This is a genomic window from Escherichia sp. KTE96 (assembly GCF_000408525.1).
Lineage (GTDB): Bacteria > Pseudomonadota > Gammaproteobacteria > Enterobacterales > Enterobacteriaceae > Escherichia > Escherichia marmotae.
Window position 1 is genome coordinate 594,572 of sequence record NZ_KE137146.1, and the last position, 17,215, is coordinate 611,786.

General features: G+C 52.5%; 13 protein-coding genes. 2 read left to right on the forward strand and 11 right to left on the reverse strand.

Annotated features, from left to right (window positions below):
- Window positions 1-8: 8 nt before the first annotated feature.
- From hisS to yfhM, 7 genes are all read right to left on the reverse strand, one after another.
- A complete protein-coding gene (gene hisS, locus A1WG_RS18505) occupies window positions 9-1,283 on the reverse strand; it encodes a histidine--tRNA ligase (protein WP_001107164.1) in 1,275 nt (424 codons plus the stop codon).
- A gap of 110 nt (window positions 1,284-1,393) precedes the next feature.
- On the reverse strand, window positions 1,394-2,512 hold the full coding sequence (ispG, locus tag A1WG_RS18500; protein WP_000551807.1) for a flavodoxin-dependent (E)-4-hydroxy-3-methylbut-2-enyl-diphosphate synthase: 1,119 nt from the start codon (window positions 2,510-2,512) through the stop codon (window positions 1,394-1,396).
- A gap of 26 nt (window positions 2,513-2,538) precedes the next feature.
- A complete protein-coding gene (rodZ, locus tag A1WG_RS18495; RefSeq protein WP_001090818.1) occupies window positions 2,539-3,549 on the reverse strand; it encodes a cytoskeleton protein RodZ in 1,011 nt (336 codons plus the stop codon).
- Window positions 3,550-3,833: 284 nt separating this feature from the next.
- Window positions 3,834-4,988 carry a dual-specificity RNA methyltransferase RlmN gene (locus A1WG_RS18490; protein ID WP_000003330.1) on the reverse strand — a complete coding sequence of 385 codons (1,155 nt, stop codon included), beginning with the start codon at window positions 4,986-4,988 and terminating at the stop codon, window positions 3,834-3,836.
- 149 nt (window positions 4,989-5,137) lie between these two features.
- Entirely contained in the window at window positions 5,138-5,569 is a 432-nt protein-coding gene (ndk, locus tag A1WG_RS18485) for a nucleoside-diphosphate kinase (protein ID WP_000963841.1), read from the reverse strand.
- A 148-nt stretch (window positions 5,570-5,717) separates the two neighbouring features.
- On the reverse strand, window positions 5,718-8,030 hold the full coding sequence (gene pbpC / locus A1WG_RS18480; RefSeq protein WP_001516874.1) for a peptidoglycan glycosyltransferase PbpC: 2,313 nt from the start codon (window positions 8,028-8,030) through the stop codon (window positions 5,718-5,720).
- Window positions 8,031-12,989 (reverse strand): alpha2-macroglobulin, encoded by a 4,959-nt coding sequence (gene yfhM, locus A1WG_RS18475; RefSeq protein WP_001516875.1) that lies wholly within the window; start codon window positions 12,987-12,989, stop codon window positions 8,031-8,033.
- Between the two features lie 206 nt (window positions 12,990-13,195).
- Here yfhM and sseA point away from each other — a divergent pair, with 206 nt between their 5' ends.
- Both sseA and timP read left to right on the forward strand, forming a co-directional pair.
- Window positions 13,196-14,041: a 3-mercaptopyruvate sulfurtransferase gene (gene sseA, locus A1WG_RS18470; RefSeq protein WP_000108593.1), complete on the forward strand. Its 846-nt coding sequence runs from the start codon at window positions 13,196-13,198 to the stop codon at window positions 14,039-14,041.
- Between the two features lie 143 nt (window positions 14,042-14,184).
- On the forward strand, window positions 14,185-14,310 hold the full coding sequence (gene timP, locus A1WG_RS25060; protein ID WP_249415905.1) for a small toxic inner membrane protein TimP: 126 nt from the start codon (window positions 14,185-14,187) through the stop codon (window positions 14,308-14,310).
- A gap of 31 nt (window positions 14,311-14,341) precedes the next feature.
- On the opposite strand, the gene sseB is transcribed toward timP, so the two are convergent.
- From sseB to fdx, 4 genes are all read right to left on the reverse strand, one after another.
- A complete protein-coding gene (gene sseB, locus A1WG_RS18465; protein ID WP_001516876.1) occupies window positions 14,342-15,118 on the reverse strand; it encodes an enhanced serine sensitivity protein SseB in 777 nt (258 codons plus the stop codon).
- Between the two features lie 207 nt (window positions 15,119-15,325).
- The gene (gene pepB / locus A1WG_RS18460; protein ID WP_001516877.1) at window positions 15,326-16,609 is read right to left on the reverse strand and encodes an aminopeptidase PepB; all 1,284 of its coding nucleotides are present in this window, start codon (window positions 16,607-16,609) and stop codon (window positions 15,326-15,328) included.
- 58 nt (window positions 16,610-16,667) lie between these two features.
- Window positions 16,668-16,868 carry a Fe-S cluster assembly protein IscX gene (gene iscX, locus A1WG_RS18455; RefSeq protein ID WP_000523616.1) on the reverse strand — a complete coding sequence of 67 codons (201 nt, stop codon included), beginning with the start codon at window positions 16,866-16,868 and terminating at the stop codon, window positions 16,668-16,670.
- 11 nt (window positions 16,869-16,879) lie between these two features.
- On the reverse strand, window positions 16,880-17,215 hold the full coding sequence (fdx, locus tag A1WG_RS18450; RefSeq protein WP_001124467.1) for an ISC system 2Fe-2S type ferredoxin: 336 nt from the start codon (window positions 17,213-17,215) through the stop codon (window positions 16,880-16,882).

Sequence of the window (17,215 nt, forward strand, 5' to 3'; positions counted from 1 at the left end):
CTCCTTCCTTAACCCAGTAACGTGCGCAAATGCGCGGCCACGCTATCCTGCGCAACTGCCGTTTGCTCACCAGAGCGCAAATCCTTCACCACTGCCGTGCCGTTGGCCACTTCGGACTCACCCAGCACCACAGCAACACATGCGCCCCATTTATCAGCACGGGCAAACTGTTTCTTAAAGTTGCCGCCGCCGTGGTTGGTCATCAATTTCACGCCAGGTAATTCATCACGCAGACGCTCAGCTAATGCCATAGCCGCAGATTGAGTATCAGCACCTGAGGCCACCAGGTATATATCGACAACAGGATCGGCTTTAAATTCCGGATTAACTGCCTGAACTAACAACACAAGACGTTCGAGGCCCATTGCAAAACCCACTGCCGGTGTTGCGCGTCCGCCCAGTTGTTCCACCAGACCGTCATAACGACCGCCTGCGCACACTGTGCCCTGAGAACCAAGACTGTTAGTCACCCACTCGAAAACGGTACGGTTGTAGTAATCCAGACCACGAACCAGACGCTGATTTACGGTGTAGGCGATACCTGCGCTCTCCAGCAGTTTGCAAAGACCAGCAAAGTGCTCGCGAGACTCTTCGTCCAGATAATCGCCCAACGCCGGAGCATCGTTAAGTAGCGCCTGCACTTCCGGATTCTTGGAGTCCAGCACGCGCAGCGGGTTGGTATACATGCGGCGTTTGCAGTCTTCGTCCAGCTTTTCTTTATGCTGTTCGAGGAAAGCAACCAGCGCATCGCGGTAATTGGCACGCGCTTCCAGCGAACCAATTGAGTTCAGCTCGAGGGTAACGTGTTCAGAGATACCCAGCGCGCGCCACCAGCGGGCGGTGAGCATAATCAGTTCGGCGTCGATATCCGGGCCTTGCAGACCGAAGACTTCGCAGCCCAACTGATGGAACTGACGATAACGCCCTTTTTGCGGACGCTCGTGACGGAACATTGGCCCGATATACCACAGACGCTGTTCCTGATTGTACAGAAGACCATGCTCGATGCCGGCGCGTACACAGCCCGCCGTCCCTTCAGGGCGCAAAGTCAGGCTGTCGCCATTGCGATCCTCAAAGGTGTACATCTCTTTTTCAACCACGTCGGTGACTTCACCAATCGCACGTTTGAATAGCGGGGTCTGCTCTACAATCGGCAAGCGGATTTCACTGTAACCGTAGCTGCCGAGCACGTTTTTCAGTGTGCCTTCAATGCGCTGCCAGATGGCCGTTTCGCCAGGCAGGTAATCGTTCATGCCGCGAATGGCTTGAATGTTTTTTGCCACGTTTATTCTCTTTCTGAATATAAAAATGAACCCTCAACGCTTCCCTCAATATTTCGGGAGCCATGCGGGTTCAATCATACACGGGAAGCGAGACGCTTCCCATCACGTTATTATTTTTCAACCTGCTGAACGTCAATTCGACGCGCTTCGTCCAGTTGGCTGGCTTTTGCACGAATGCGTGCTTCCAACTGGTCGATCATGTCGTTGTTGTCCAGACGGTCTTTGCGCACGCCATCTTCATAGAGGCCGCTTTTCTTGTTGCCGCCCGTGACGCCAAGCGTGGAAACCAACGCCTCGCCAGGACCGTTCACCACACAGCCGATGATAGAAACGTCCATCGGGGTGATGATATCTTCCAGACGCTGCTCCAGCGCGTTGACCGTACCAATAACGTCGAATTCCTGACGAGAACAGGTCGGACAGGCAATGAAGTTGATCCCGCGCGAACGGATCCGCAGCGATTTCAAAATATCAAAACCGACTTTGATCTCTTCAACCGGATCTGCCGCCAGTGATACGCGCAGCGTATCGCCAATGCCTTCCGACAACAGCAGACCTAAACCAATAGCGGATTTCACTGCCCCGCTACGTGCGCCACCGGCTTCGGTAATACCCAGATGCAACGGCTGATCGATCTGTTTTGCCAACAGACGGTAAGACTCCACGGCCAGGAAGACGTCAGACGCTTTCACGCTGACTTTGAACTGATCAAAGTTCAGGCGATCGAGATGATCAACATGACGCATAGCGGATTCCAGCAGCGCCTGCGGCGTCGGTTCGCCATATTTTTCTTGCAGATCTTTTTCCAACGATCCGGCGTTAACGCCAATACGAATCGGAATGTTTTTATCGCGCGCGCAGTCAACCACCATGCGAATACGCTCTTCATTGCCGATATTACCAGGGTTAATGCGCAAGCAATCAACGCCATATTCCGCCACTTTCAGCGCAATGCGATAGTCGAAGTGGATGTCGGCCACCAGCGGCACATTAACCTGCTGCTTGATAAGTTTGAACGCTTCTGCAGCGTCCATCGTCGGTACAGAGACGCGAACGATATCGGCACCGACACGTTCCAGCGCCTTGATTTGATTGACCGTCGCTTCGACATCCGTCGTGCGCGTATTAGTCATGGACTGTACGGCGATGGGAGCACCATCGCCAATCGGCACATTCCCAACGTAAATACGTGTTGATTTTCTACGTTGAATTGGAGCCTGGTTATGCATGAAAAATCTCCCGCGTTACCCGTCTGTTACTGCGCCGGTGATTGTTCGGCATTTAGGGTCAGACGCGCAACCTGGTTAGTTCTGATAAAACGACTCAGATCGACAGGTTTCCCTTGATACTGGATCTGCACTGCGGCTGGCGCACCAATTTTTAGTTTATACGGTGCCTGACCGGCTAAATTCAAATTACCGCCTTTACGTTGCATCCCGCTGAACAGTTTTTTACCGGTAGCATCGGTAACTTCCAGCCAGCAATCGGCGGTAAAGTTCATGACCAGTGCATTAGGATCAGCCGCTGGCGTTGTTACAGCAGCCTGATCGGTTGGCAATGGTGCTGCGGCATCTGGCGTCGTTGTTGCAACCGGAGCCGCCGGTGTAGTAGTGGCCGCAGTATCAACATTCGCCTGCGAAGGAGGAACAACCGCGTTCTGCTGTGGATCTACAGCAGGAACTGGCGTCGTCACGGCTGGCGCTTGCGTGTTCGTAACGGTGGTCTCCGCCGCCGATGGCGACGTAGTGGTACTGTTCTGATCAGTAGCCGTATCTAACGGTACACTCTGGCTCTGGTTATTATTCAATTCCGCGGTAGATTGATCAGCCATCGTGGTGATCTCTTCCTGCTGGGCTTTGTGATCCTGCCACCACCAGGCACCGCTCAGGCCAATCACTACAAACAGAACCAGCCAGGTAAAGGTCATCAACCAGCCATCGCGTTTTTTACGTCGCTTCCCGAGGGAGAAACTCTGCATCGGCGCAACTTTTGCGGCCCGCAGAGGTGCCTGCTTTTCCAGCCCTGGCAGCAGTTCTTCTTCTGGAATATGGACCAGACGCGCATAAGAGCGGATATACCCGCGCAAGAATGTTGAAGCAAGATCGGCTGGTGCCTTATCTTCTTCAATGTCGCGTACCGTGGAAACCTTCAAACAAAGTCGTTCGGCAACGGCTTGCTGGCTAAGTCCAATTTGTTCACGGGCATTACGCAAGCGAGCGCCGGTGGTAAGTGCTTCATTTTGGTCGTGCGTGGCTTCAGTATTCATTCGCTGCAGGTACGTTTAAATGAGAATTGGGATGCCGGTGAACCATCACGCCCACCCACACCGCGAAACATCTGTAAGGTTAACCTTTATCATACAGTATAAGACTGTCTGTGTGCTCGTGACAAAGCCCACGTGAATCAAAGCTAACTTACTGTTGCATCGTTACATACTGCCTTAAAGTCAGCAAAAACGCACCGTTAATATTGATCAGACAATTGCAACTTAATGCGACATTCATAAAACATTACGCCACGGTACATAAAGTAACCGTGGCGTAATGGCTATCAGACCGTTTTAATGTCGATGGTTTCACCCTGCATCCGTTTACGCAGAGTACGTTTAGTACGGTCGATGACATCTCCCGCTAACTGGCCACAAGCGGCGTCGATATCATCACCACGGGTTTTACGCACAATGGTGGTGAAACCGTAGCTCATCAGCACTTTTGAGAAGCGATCGATACGGCTGTTCGAGCTACGACCATACGGCGCACCCGGGAACGGGTTCCACGGAATCAGGTTGATCTTACACGGCGTATCTTTCAGCAGCTCCGCCAGTTGGTGCGCGTGTTCAGTACCGTCATTAACGTGGTCGAGCATCACGTACTCGATAGTAACACGGCCCTGGTTAGCGTTGGATTTCTCCAGATAACGGCGCACCGCAGCAAGGAAAGTTTCGATATTGTACTTTTTATTGATCGGTACAATTTCGTCACGAATTTCATCATTTGGTGCATGCAGAGAGATTGCCAGTGCAACGTCAATCATATCGCCCAGTTTATCCAGCGCCGGAACCACGCCCGAAGTAGAGAGCGTCACGCGGCGTTTAGACAGGCCAAAGCCAAAGTCATCGAGCATGATTTCCATCGCCGGAACCACATTGTTCAGGTTAAGCAGCGGCTCGCCCATGCCCATCATAACAACGTTAGTGATTGGGCGCTGACCGGTGATTTTTGCTGCGCCGACGATTTTCGCCGCCCGCCACACCTGGCCGATAATTTCCGACACCCGCAGGTTACGGTTAAAGCCCTGCTGGGCGGTGGAACAGAATTTACACTCCAGCGCACACCCTACCTGCGAAGAGACACAAAGTGTGGCTCGGTCATCTTCCGGGATATACACCGTTTCGACGCGCTGATCGCCCACGGCAATCGCCCATTTAATGGTGCCGTCAGATGAGCGCTGTTCTTCAACCACTTCCGGTGCGCGGATTTCCGCCACCTCTTTCAGCTTGCCGCGCAACACTTTGTTGATGTCGGTCATCTCATCAAAGTTGTCGCAGCAATAATGATACATCCACTTCATCACCTGATCGGCGCGGAAGGGTTTTTCACCTAACTCTTTAAAAAACTCCCGCATCTGCTGACGGTTGAGATCCAGCAGGTTGATTTTCCCATCTTTCGTGGTGACGTTTTCAGGTGTGACTAATTGTTCAGACATATGCTATTCCGGCCTCGTTATTACACGTTATGGCCCCTGGAGGGTTGAAAAAAGAAACGCCCCGGTGAGCGGCTGCTCGTCCGGGGGCGCTGCATTGTACAAATTCTGGCGCACGGATGCCACGTTTGCACGCGGCATTTACGAAATTATTAACGCGTGCGCGGACACACTTCGCCTTCACCGAAGAAATAAGCGATTTCGCGAGCGGCAGATTCTACGGAATCAGAACCGTGGGTGCCGTTTTCAGTCAGGCTGTCAGCGTAATCAGCACGCAGAGTACCCGCCAGCGCATTTGCCGGGTTGGTTGCGCCGAGCAGATCGCGGTGACGCTGAACCGCATTTTCGCCTTCCAGCACAGAAACCACGATCGGGCCAGAGGTCATGAACTCAACCAGACCATCAAAGAACGGTTTTCCATCGTGTTCAGCATAAAAACCACGAGCCTGTTCAACGGTCAGGTGCAGCATTTTAGTGCCGACAATTTTGAACCCTGCAGCTTCGAAGCGCGCAAAGATACTACCAATGACGTTTTTTGCTACCGCGTTCGGTTTGATGATGGAAAAAGTACGTTCAATAGCCATTTTTACCTCTGTAAATTGTTCTGTTGTTGTCTGTACCAGCGTACGAGATGGCGCGGATTATAATGAGCAACAAGGCCGTTGACTATTGATGAAGGTAACATTTTTTTAAAATAAACCGAGCTTAAGCAACAAACCGTCGTGAAACAGACTACTGCATGGAAAATCTCACCGTCGCTACTTGCCCCATTTCATCCATCACCAGTAATTGATAATCGCCTTTTTCACTCAAACGCAGCGTAACGTTACGCCCACGTTCAGTTAACGGCTCACCATTAAGAAACCACCAGCGTTCACCTGCGCCACCACTGGTTTGCACAGGCAAAGAAGCATCAGCAGCGCCAGGTAATCGCTTAATAATGGTGCCATCACGTACTCCTGTTAGTTGCAACGGGAGTTGGGCATCGCGACCGTATGGCGGGCACATTGTCGATGCCGGAGGCAAACGCGCAGCCCGGCGTTCCGGAGCAGGCAGCCAGGGTTCCAGCGGTAGCGGCCAGACATTTATCATTTCTTGTCGCGCCTGTGGACAATCGGCGGCGACTCGTTTGCCATTTTCATCCAGCCAGATAGGGAAACGTATGCCATTAATCCCTTCCTGCTCCGGCAGTAACAGAGTTGGCGGCTGGCTTCCATCCAGTAACCAGGTTGCCAGGCGACGCCGACAGTTACTGTCACCTTCCGGCAAAGACTGCCCGCCCGGCCAGCAGATAACACCACGGCTTACAGAGTTCGGACGTGGGTCTTCTGGCAGATTTGCACTGCGCGACAGTAAGATATTATTGACCTGATTCAACAGCGGTACGGCGCTGGCAAAGCCAAACTGACCAACAACAGGCGTACCGTCCGGCCTGCCGGTCCAGATACCGATGATATAGCGAGCATTTATACCTATCGCCCATGCATCTCGATAGCCATAACTGGTGCCAGTTTTCCATGCCAGTGGTACGACGCGCGGCAAAGCGCCATCCGGCAAGGGTTGCGCTTCATCAGCCATGATCCGGCGGATGATCCACGCAGCCCCCGGCGACATTAAGGGGCGTTCAAGCAGGGGGTCGTCAGGCTGTAAGCGCAATTTACCTGCCTTACCGCGGCGAGCAAAAGCGGTATACGCTGCTGCCATATCTTCCAGTTTTGCACCTGCGCCACCGAGAATGAGCGACAGATTCGGCGCAGCACCGTTGGGCAGAAACAGCGGTAACCCGATGTTACGCAGCTTTGCCGCAAACCGTTTCGGACCATAGGCTTCCAGCACCTGCACGGCGGGTAAGTTCAGCGAGCGCACCAGCGCCTCGCTCATGCTGATCGGGCCATGAAATCCGCTATCAAAGTTACCTGGTCGATAATCGCCGGTGCGTCGGGGGACGTCCTGCAACAACGATGCCGGATGGATCAATCCCTCATCCAGCGCCAGACCATAGACAAACGGTTTAAGCACCGATCCCGGCGATCGGATCGCATTAACCATATCGACATGACCAAAGCGTGAATCATCATTGAGATCAACCGATCCTACCCAGCCGCGAACACGCATATCAGTATGATCAACCACGATCATCGCCAGTGAACTGCGCGGCGGCAATCGTCCTTTCCAGTTTAGCGCCAGTTCTTCCAGACGCCGCTGAAGGCCTGCATCCAGTGTAGTAACGATTTTGTCGCTTTTACTTTTACCGAGCATCATCCGCGAAAACAGCGGTGCCAGTTTTGGCATCTGTCTGGGTGCCAGCCAGACAGGTTCTTCGATTGACTCTTTTACCTGCTCACGGGACCATACACCTTGCACTGCCATCCGTTTGAGCACTTTATTACGCGCAGCCTCGGCACGCTCCGGCCAGCGATCCGGGCGCAGCCGACTGGGTGCTTGCGGTAATACCGCCAGCATTGCTGCCTCGGAATAGCTTAAATTTGCAGGCGATTTCCCAAGATAAGCCCAGCTTGCTGCCCCAACTCCCTGCAACGTACCGCCAAACGGGGCGCGATTAAGATACAAAGTCAGAATTTCACGTTTAGACAGATGCCACTCCAGTTGAAACGCGCGCCAGAGCTGACGAATTTTGCCGCCAAACGTTTTGGGGTGAGGATCAAGCAGACGCGCCACTTGCATGGTGAGCGTGCTACCGCCAGAGATAACCCGACCAGAAGTCAGATCCTGCCAGGCTGCGCGCGCCACCGAGAACGGGTTTACGCCCGGATGCTTCCAGAACCAGCGATCTTCGTAATTAATCAGTGCTTCAATATAACGTGGAGAAACATCTTCGATTGCTACCGGATAACGCCAGATACCATCTGCATCAGCAAAGCGCCACAGTGGCGTACCGTCCTGCGCCACAACCACGCGTGCGGGATTGACTTCATGTAGCGGCAGAGGCCAGAGTTTATCTGCTCCCCACGCCGCCAGAATGATGATAAAAGGCGCGGCTGCCAGCGTTATCCAGCAGCCGCGTTTTGTTAACAGACGAGGCATTTACGGTCTGACAATCAGCAAATCTTCAGTCGCACCCGTCGCCCGCCATTGGGGAACATACATCGATTCCACCATCGGCTGCGGCATCTGATACGTTCCCGGCGTTACCGCCCGCGCCAGATATACCAGCGTTACCGGTTGATATTCATCAACGGCAACCGCGGCCACAAAGCGATCGTCACGGAACTCAATGTGCTTAATGCTCGCTTGCTGCATTTGATTGAGCAAGTTTTGCACTTCGCCACCACTTTGTTCCAGACTGGCGCTGCCGTTCGCCAGGTTCTGGTTTTCCAGTTCCAGACCCGCTGGCAACAAATCAACCACCAGCGCATCCGGCACGCTGTTACTGGCTTTTACCTGCAACCAGACCAGCACCAGATCGCCACTACGTAACGAGTCCAGAGACTTGCTCTTACCATCAGTACCTAATATATGGCGCTCAATTTGCAGAACATTATTCGCTGGAAGCGGTGCGGACTGCGGATAACCGCTGGCATCCACACGCAGCCATAGCGGTTGGTCGCCACTGTTGGTTACCTGCAAAGTTGCAAGTTGATCGCTATTCAGATTGCTGTTTTGCGCTTTCTCGCCTGTCAGCGGTGCGGCAGAGAAAGACGTTTGCGCCTGCCATTTGCCTGGTAAATCCTGAATCGCACGGGCAGCCAGGAACAACGCGTTACTTTCCTGAGTTGATAGCCAACGTTCACCAAACGCCTGCTGCGAAAGCGTGTTCAATAAGGTGTTCTGATCATCTGGCAACAGTTTGTTCTCTTCCAGCAAGGAGAGCATCAACGCGTTGTCGCGCAGTGGGCTACCGTAATCGCCCAGCCATTTCCGCTCATCATTGCGCGGCGTTTTCAGCGCCAGTGCAATCGCTTCTTCACCACGCGTCGCATCGCCCATCGTTTTCAGCGCAACGCCAAGTTGCAACAGTGGCAAACCCGAAGCAGCATCTGCACGACGCTCCCAGATTTCACGCAGTGCACCCAGCGGTGCTTTTTGCTGCCGTGCCAGTACCAGCGCAGCATAAGACTGTATGGCAAACTTGCTGGCTTTGAGGTTATCCGCATACGGAATCGACATCATGCCCGGATCTTGTAAATAGCGCAGCAGACGCTCATTTCCCCGGTTAATGGCTTCTGTCGGCACGCTGTAACCCTGCTCACCTGCGCGAACCAGAAAATCCATCACGTAGGCAGTCAGCCAGTACTCTTCGTCACCGTTTTTATCCCACAGCGCAAAGCCGCCGTTATCACGTTGCATTTGCAGCAAACGCGAAATGCCAATATCGACTGCCGCACGGCGTTTATCATCACTGTCGCCTTTGATACCCAATGCCTGTAGCTGGGCAGCGTTGGTATAAAGTGACGGGAACAGGCCGCTGGTGGTTTGCTCCAGACATCCGTAAGGATACGCTTTTAACTCTTTAATATAACGAGCAATGTTCAGCGGTGGTTTGCCGCTCAACAACAACTGTCCTTCCAGCGTAACAGGCGAGAAGTTTTGCAATCCATCAGTTGGCATCGCCCATGTTTCACCAGGCTGCAACGCCGTACCATAATTGACCGTTTGTGCCGGGAATGCCGGACGGACGCCAATTTTCCACTGCTTATGCTGATCGGCAACGGTTTCACCCGGTAACACTAACCCGCTAATGGTGGCCCGAATTTCGCCATCTCCATAGCCCGCCAGTGCGCGTACCGGGATAAACAGCGTAGTTCGCACGCCTGGCGCTAATTCAACGCCTGCGGGCGAGTTACTCACCAGTTCAAGCAAACCGCTGGCGGTCAGAGCAACGTTCAGTTTTTGCGGTTTATCGGTAAGATTAGTGATATCCAGCGTCAGACGCGAGGTATCGCCGCTGGCCATAAAGCGTGGCATATTCAGTTCCGCTATCACCGGTGCGGCAACAACCACTTTACTTTCGCTACTGCCGAAATCATCCGCTGTCCAGGCCTGCGCCATGACTCGTAGCTCACCATTAAAATCGCCAATGGGTAGCGTAACCGTGCCTTCCCCCTGTTCGTTGAGCGTTACCGGCTGTGCCTGTTGCGCAACAATATTGACGTGGTTCACGGGCGGTTTACCCCCGCGTTTCAGCTCATCGCCATCGCCACCAAAGCGCAGCGCTGCCAGACGTCCCTGACCTTCAATAACCTGACCGTAAATATCGTAAATATCAGCACCATAACGTTTCTGACCAAAGAATGCCTGCCACGGATCTGGTGTAACGTAATCAGTGATATTCAGCACACCACTATCAACGGCCGACACCAGCACATTCACCTGTTTTGGCATCTCACCATTTTTATTGCTGGCTTTGATTTTCACGGTTAATGGCTGATTGGGGCGCATTTTTGTTGGTGTTTCCAACGCCAGATCGAGGCGACGGTTTTCATCGCCAAGCGGCAAATGCAACACGCCAACCGCACGTTTTGGCGTCGCGGAACGAGATTTATCTCCCGGACGAACCACCAGCGTACTTAAATAGAGGTCATGTCGATTCCAGGTTTTATCGACCGGAATCGTCAAATCCAGCCCTTGTGCCGGGACATCAATCTCTTGCCACCACAGCGGCCCTTCACTGGACTCGACCATCGCGTAGCCTTTACCCGCCGTTGGCGCAGCAATATGCAACTTGATCGTATCGCCAGGTCGATAACTGGCTTTATCCAGTTTCATCGTGACACGGTCTGGTCGTACCGCACCGCTACCGTCGCTATTATCCTGCCAGCTATATCCGGCCCAAAAACGCACGCTACTGACCGCTTCATTCGGCGCTTTGACTTCCAGACGATAAGCGCCCCACTCTACCGGGAAACTCACTTTGCCGGTTTCACCCGCTTGCAGATCCAGTGTTTGCTCATTTTCGATCAGATCTTTTTGATCAAACTGCGACCGCCAGCCTTCATCTTCCGACCAGTTCCAGTAGTAATCACGACGTTCACGAATCAGTCTCACCTGCAAGCCCGACACGGCTTTTTTCACGCCCTGTGCATCGCTATAAACGATATCAAAAGCAGCGTTACTCTCTTCATCAACAATGGGCTGTTTTACCGTGCTGTCAGTGCGGTAATCGTAAACCGATTTTGACGAGAACTGCGGGCGGATCCCTGGCAACGCATCCGCAGGCCAGATAGCCTGTTCAACACGGCGCGTCACCGGGCGGCCGCCGGATTCCAGTAAACTCCCTTGGAAAATAACCTGCAATGGAGAATGTGTTTCTTTCCACTGACTTTCTGTAGAAACTTCGCCGCGCCCTTTATCATCCAGCGTCAACTGGACTTCATCCAATGATCGGGAAAGGTTTTCGGCAGCAATATCACCAAATTCGAAACCGGGTAATGCAGCAACCGCTTCACGCAGTGGCCGCAGGAAAAGCTGCCCCTGCAAGGTATTACCGTTAGCAGGCGCTCCGTACAGGTAGTAACCCACCACAGAGAATTTCACCTCATCTTTCGGCGTTAACGGCGTTTTCTCGCCACTCAGATTCAGCGCCATACGCTCAGGCATGAAATCTTCGACGTGGAAATCCCACATTCGATACTGGTTATCGCCCGTGTTAGCGCGGATATGCCACATGCCTGTTGGCGCACTGCTATCGAGTGGCCAGGTAAAGTGATAGAGGCCATTTTGCGGCTGACTAACGACGCTCCTAAGAACCTGCCCGTCGGGTTTAATCACGTCCAGTTTGACAGGTTGATCCGGTAACATTTTACCGTCCGCATCCCGCAATAACCCATTGAGAATTACCGTTTCGCCAGGGCGATAAAGATCGCGCGGGCCAAACATAAAGAACGGCTTGCTGTAGCCTGGCGCGCCTGCAATGTTAAATTCCGCTAAGTCCAGCGCCGGAAGTTTTAAATCAAGCAACGTTGTCTGACCGTCTTTACGCGCCAGCAGCAGTGCCGCGTTTTTGTCATTTTCCAGTTGCACATGGCCCTGTGCATCACTGGTCGCCTGAGTCAGCGTCTGCCCTTCCTCATTTAATAGCGAGACTTCAATTCCTTGCTGAGCCGCGCCGTTTTCCAGGCTTTGGGTAAAGATATCCAGACGATTGTGATAACGGTGGGCCGATACGCCAATATCACTTAACGTAAACAACGTAGCCGGATTACTGTAATCGTAACGTCCGGCCTGATTCATCACCGCCAGATACACGCCCGCCTGCTGAAGCGGCTTGATATCGCCCAGCGGCAGCAATAATTTTTCACGGGTGTTACGCGCAGGATTGAGATCAAAACGCCCGGTGTAGACCAAATCAGCCATCTGCAATAGTTTGTCCGATTGCCAGTTCGCCAGCGAATTACGGTATTCCCACTGGCTAATGAAAGCAGGCAGAGATTCAGGCTTCACACGGAAGAAGTTAACATCGACATTGTTAACGTTGAGCGCCATTACCGGCAGCCCTTCAACGACTTTCCCGGGCAGCAGCGAACCACGGCTGGCAAAACCGACGCTGGGTTGGATATCGCGGGTAGAAATCGTTTTTTCGTAATTTTTACTGAAGGTTGCGTTATTGAGAGCTTTGACCTCCTTGCCAATAGTGACGATCAAATCACGTTTAGGTTCAAGGTGGCGCAAGCGTAGCTCTTTGAGATTATCTGATAGCTCCCAGGCACCATCCACTTTGCCGCTCTTTTTATCGACGACATGGATAACACGCGAGAAATCCTGATCCGGGTCGAGGGGGATGGAGAAAGTCAGCACCAGCGTGGCTGCGCCATCGAGTTGTACTTCAGAGAGATCCAGCAATGTCAGTGCTTTACCGGCACTCTGTTGTGCCAGTTTTTGTCGCTCCACCGCGGAGGTTTTTGCAGAATTCGTATTTCCCGACGATGTGTCTTTAGCAACTTCTGAGGACGCGTCTTTTTTCACCTCTATTGGCGCGTTATCGTTGTTGTCGCACCCTGCCAGCGCCAGCATTAACATGCAGGCGGCTATGCGTAACTTTTTCATCTCTCATCCCTGCCACAATGGCCCGTTAGCAACATCGAATAATTATTATGCGTGAGAAATGACGTTATGTAATTCACTATCACGCCTACAGAATCCGAATTTTAGTGAGAAATGTGGCTCAGACAGCCAAATCAGTCTCTTTTGCTTGTCGCTTTTCGGCAAACATCCGACAATTTAGCTTAACCCCGGCAAAAATGGAGATGCCTATGTCCACGACATGGTTTGTAGGAGCCGACTGGCTCGCTGAACATATAGATGATCCGGAAATTCAGATTATTGATGCCCGTATGGCACCGCCCGGACAGGAAGATCGTGACATTGCCCAGGAATATCTCAATGGACATATCCCCGGCGCAGTATTTTTCGATATCGAAGCACTTTCCGATCACACTTCCCCGCTTCCGCACATGCTGCCACGCCCGGAAACATTCGCAGTGGCAATGCGTGAACTGGGCGTTAATCAGGACAAACATCTGATTGTCTATGATGAAGGTAACCTTTTCTCTGCACCGCGCGCATGGTGGATGCTGCGCACTTTTGGCGTGGAGAAAGTGTCGATTCTGGGCGGTGGACTGGCGGGCTGGCAGCGCGATGGTCTTCTGTTAGAAGAGGGCGCGGTGGTATTGCCGGAAGGGGAGTTTAACACCGCGTTTAACCTGGAAGCCGTGGTGAAAGTGACCGATGTGTTATTGGCAAGCCATGAAAAAACGGCGCAAATTATTGATGCCCGACCGGCAGCGCGTTTTAATGCTGAAGTTGATGAACCTCGCCCAGGTTTACGTCGTGGGCATATTCCCGGCGCGCTGAATGTTCCGTGGACGGAGTTGGTGCGCGAAGGCGAACTGAAGACGACCGATGAACTGGATACAATATTTTTTGGACGCGGCGTCAGCTATGACAAACCGATTATTGTCAGTTGCGGTTCTGGCGTAACGGCAGCCGTCGTGTTGCTGGCACTCGCTACGCTGGATGTGCCAAACATAAAACTGTACGACGGTGCATGGAGTGAATGGGGGGCACGGGCAGATTTGCCGGTTGAGCCAGTGATATAAGCTTTTTATTGCTGGTCTGGTTCGCGGCCTTTCCAGCAGATTGACTTGTGTTGCATAAGCAACGCAGGTGCTTCACAGCGCTTGCTATCGCGGCAATATCGCCAGTGGTGCTGTCGTGATGCGGTCTTCGCATGGATCGCACAATGAAGATACGGTGCTTTTGTATCGTACTTATTGTTTCTGGTGCGCTGTTTTCCCAGGTAAATAATAACCGGAGTTTCTCTGGTAATAATTTACTGGTGGCTAACAACCTTCAGCGCAGCAAGTAAGCCCGAATGCCGCCCTTTGAGGCGGCATATTTTATATTATCCGATTCTGTTTAAAATCACGCAGGAATCCACCCCAGCGACGTTCATAGAATGGCGCAATATGTTCGGTAATAAAGTGGCTAATTCCTTTTTCCCCTTTTTTCACCTGACAAATATCGATAGGTTCATCGCCCGGAAACGTATCGGTCGCCACACTTCCCGCCGCCTGAATAATTTCTTCGATATCGCCATCTGCTTCAATACCAATAAGCAAATTAGGTTGTGCCTCTTCGCTTTCTTTAATTGAACAAATAAAAGCGCGCTTCACCGGCTTAATGGTTTTAAATAAGGTGGTGAGCGAATCAATCATTTGTGTTGGCGGCTCTGCGACTTCCGATAATATCAGCGACTCGCCACCTTCCAGCACTTCCTGACTGCTCAGTGGGTTTCCCTCTTCACCGATCAGCAAACTGATTTCACGCGGCATAAACTCTTTGCCGGTGGGCAGTTTTGCATTAAGGAAGAGCGTTTCACCAAGGGTCATCTCAAACAGCGTGCGAACGGGCATCACGACAAATGCTTGTTCGTCTTCAACCGCCTGTTGAAGTGCTTCTAACGAGGTGAAAAAAGGAATGACGCTGGTGCCATCTTCTTTTTCCCAGTGCTGTAAATCAAGTGCACTATCTTCAGCTACTGCCTCGCCCTGCGCCGCTGTACCCGGCACCCAGACAGTGGATTCCAGTAGAGTACGGAAAAAGGCCGGACGGTGTGCCGGTTCGGTTGCTGCTTTTTCCAGCAGGTCTTCAAGTTCATTTTTTGTTTCGGACATAAGAACCACAATTCATTCAACGTTCTGGGCGCAAGTGCCTGATGCGCTACGCTTATCAGGCCTACAAGTGAATCGCAATTTGTTGAATTTGCAATACTTTGTAGGCTGGATAAGGCGTTTACGCCGCATCCAGCATGAACAAATGCACTTTGCCAACGGTCTGATAAAAAAACCGGATGTGGCTTGAACCGCATCCGGCATAAAAGATTACGCAGTTAACAGATTGGCAATCGTGCGCACACCCAGCCCGGTCGCGCCCGCAGACCACTGCTCAACCGGCGCTTTACGGTAAGTCGCTGAGCAGTCAATGTGCAGCCAACCTTGCTGATAGTTATCAACAAAGTGCGACAGGAAGCCCGCAGCCGTACTCGCCCCTGCCGGATAAGCCGCGCTTCCGGTATTGTTAAGTTCGGCAAAGTTTGACGGTAACTGGTTACGATGGAACTCCGCCAGTGGCAGACGCCAGAATGGTTCATTCTCCTGCGCGGCACTCGTCAGCAAACGCCCTGCCAGCGCATCGTCAAAACTGAACAGTGCGTGATAATCATTACCCAGCGCGGTTTTCGCCGCTCCGGTCAGGGTCGCAGCATCAATAATCAGTTCCGGTTTCTGCGCGCTGGCATCAATCAGGCCATCTGCCAGCACCAGTCGCCCTTCCGCATCGGTGTTCATCACTTCGACTTTTTTACCGTTGCGATAGGTGATGATATCGCCCAGTTTGAACGCGTTGCCGCTGATCAGGTTATCCGCACAGCAGAGGAACAGTTTCACGCGTTTATTCAGACCGCGCGTAATAGCAAATGCCAGCGCTCCGGTAACCGTTGCAGCACCGCCCATATCGGACTTCATCGAGTCCATAAACGCGGTCTGTTTGATACTGTAACCGCCGGAATCAAAGGTGATGCCTTTGCCTACCAGGCAAGCGTATACCGGCGCTTCTTTATCGCCCGTTGGGTTATAGTCCAGCGCCAGCAATACCGGGGAACGTTCTGATCCGCGTCCAACGGTGTGCAGCCCCATATAACCCTGCTCGCGCAGATCTTCGCCTTTAGTGATCCGGTAAGTCACTCGATCGCCCGCAACGTTGCTGATCAGATCAACAGCACGCTGCGCCAGTTGTGATGGCCCCAGTTCTTCAGCCGGTGCGTTGATGGTGTCACGCACCCAGTCGATGATCATCAGGCGGTTATCCAGTTCCTGGCGTTGTGCATCGTCCAACTCCGGCCACTCGACTTTACGCGTACCTTTAGGCGCTTTGTAACCCTGCCAGAACGCCCAGCAACGATCCACATCCCAGCCTTCACCACTTAACTGAACATGCTTAATGCCCAGACCGTCAATCTTGCGCGCCGCACGCTGGATCAGCCCCAAATCGTCAGCCCCGGTCAGGTGCAGGGTAATGCCATCATTATTAATGCTGTAAGTCGCTTTTTCTCCCCAACGCGCATCAGCAGGTTGGGAAGAAAGGGTAATTTTCATCGCTTCTGTCATTTTAGTTATCCTTATTTGTTTAACAGCAAAACGGGCTACCCCCAGGCAGCCCGTTTATTCACTCAGCTTCGTCCAGCCAGACTAACAAAATCGCTTCGAGGATTTTCTCGTTAGATGCCTGCGGGTCGTCGTCGAAATCTTCCAGATCGCAAATCCACTGATGCATATCGGTGAATCGAACCGTTTTCGGGTCGAGATCGGGATACGCATCGTACAGTGCTTCGCCAATTTCGCGGCTATCGGTCCACTTAAGTCCCATACTAACCTCTGTTAATGCTCACGCGCATGGTTGATAGTGTAACGCGGAATTTCGACCACTAAATCTTCATCGGTGACGCGCGCCTGGCAGCTTAAACGGCTTTCCGGCTCCAGCCCCCAGGCTTTGTCCAGCATGTCGTCTTCCTGCTCAGAGCTTTCCGGCAACGAGTCAAAACCTTCACGAACGATACAGTGGCAGGTGGTGCAAGCGCAGGATTTTTCACAGGCGTGTTCAATCTCGATGCCGTTACGCAGCGCAGCGTCGAGAATGGTTTCACCGCTCTTAGCTTCCAGAACAGCACCATCAGGGCAGAGATCCTGATGAGGCAAAATAACAATCTTTGGCAT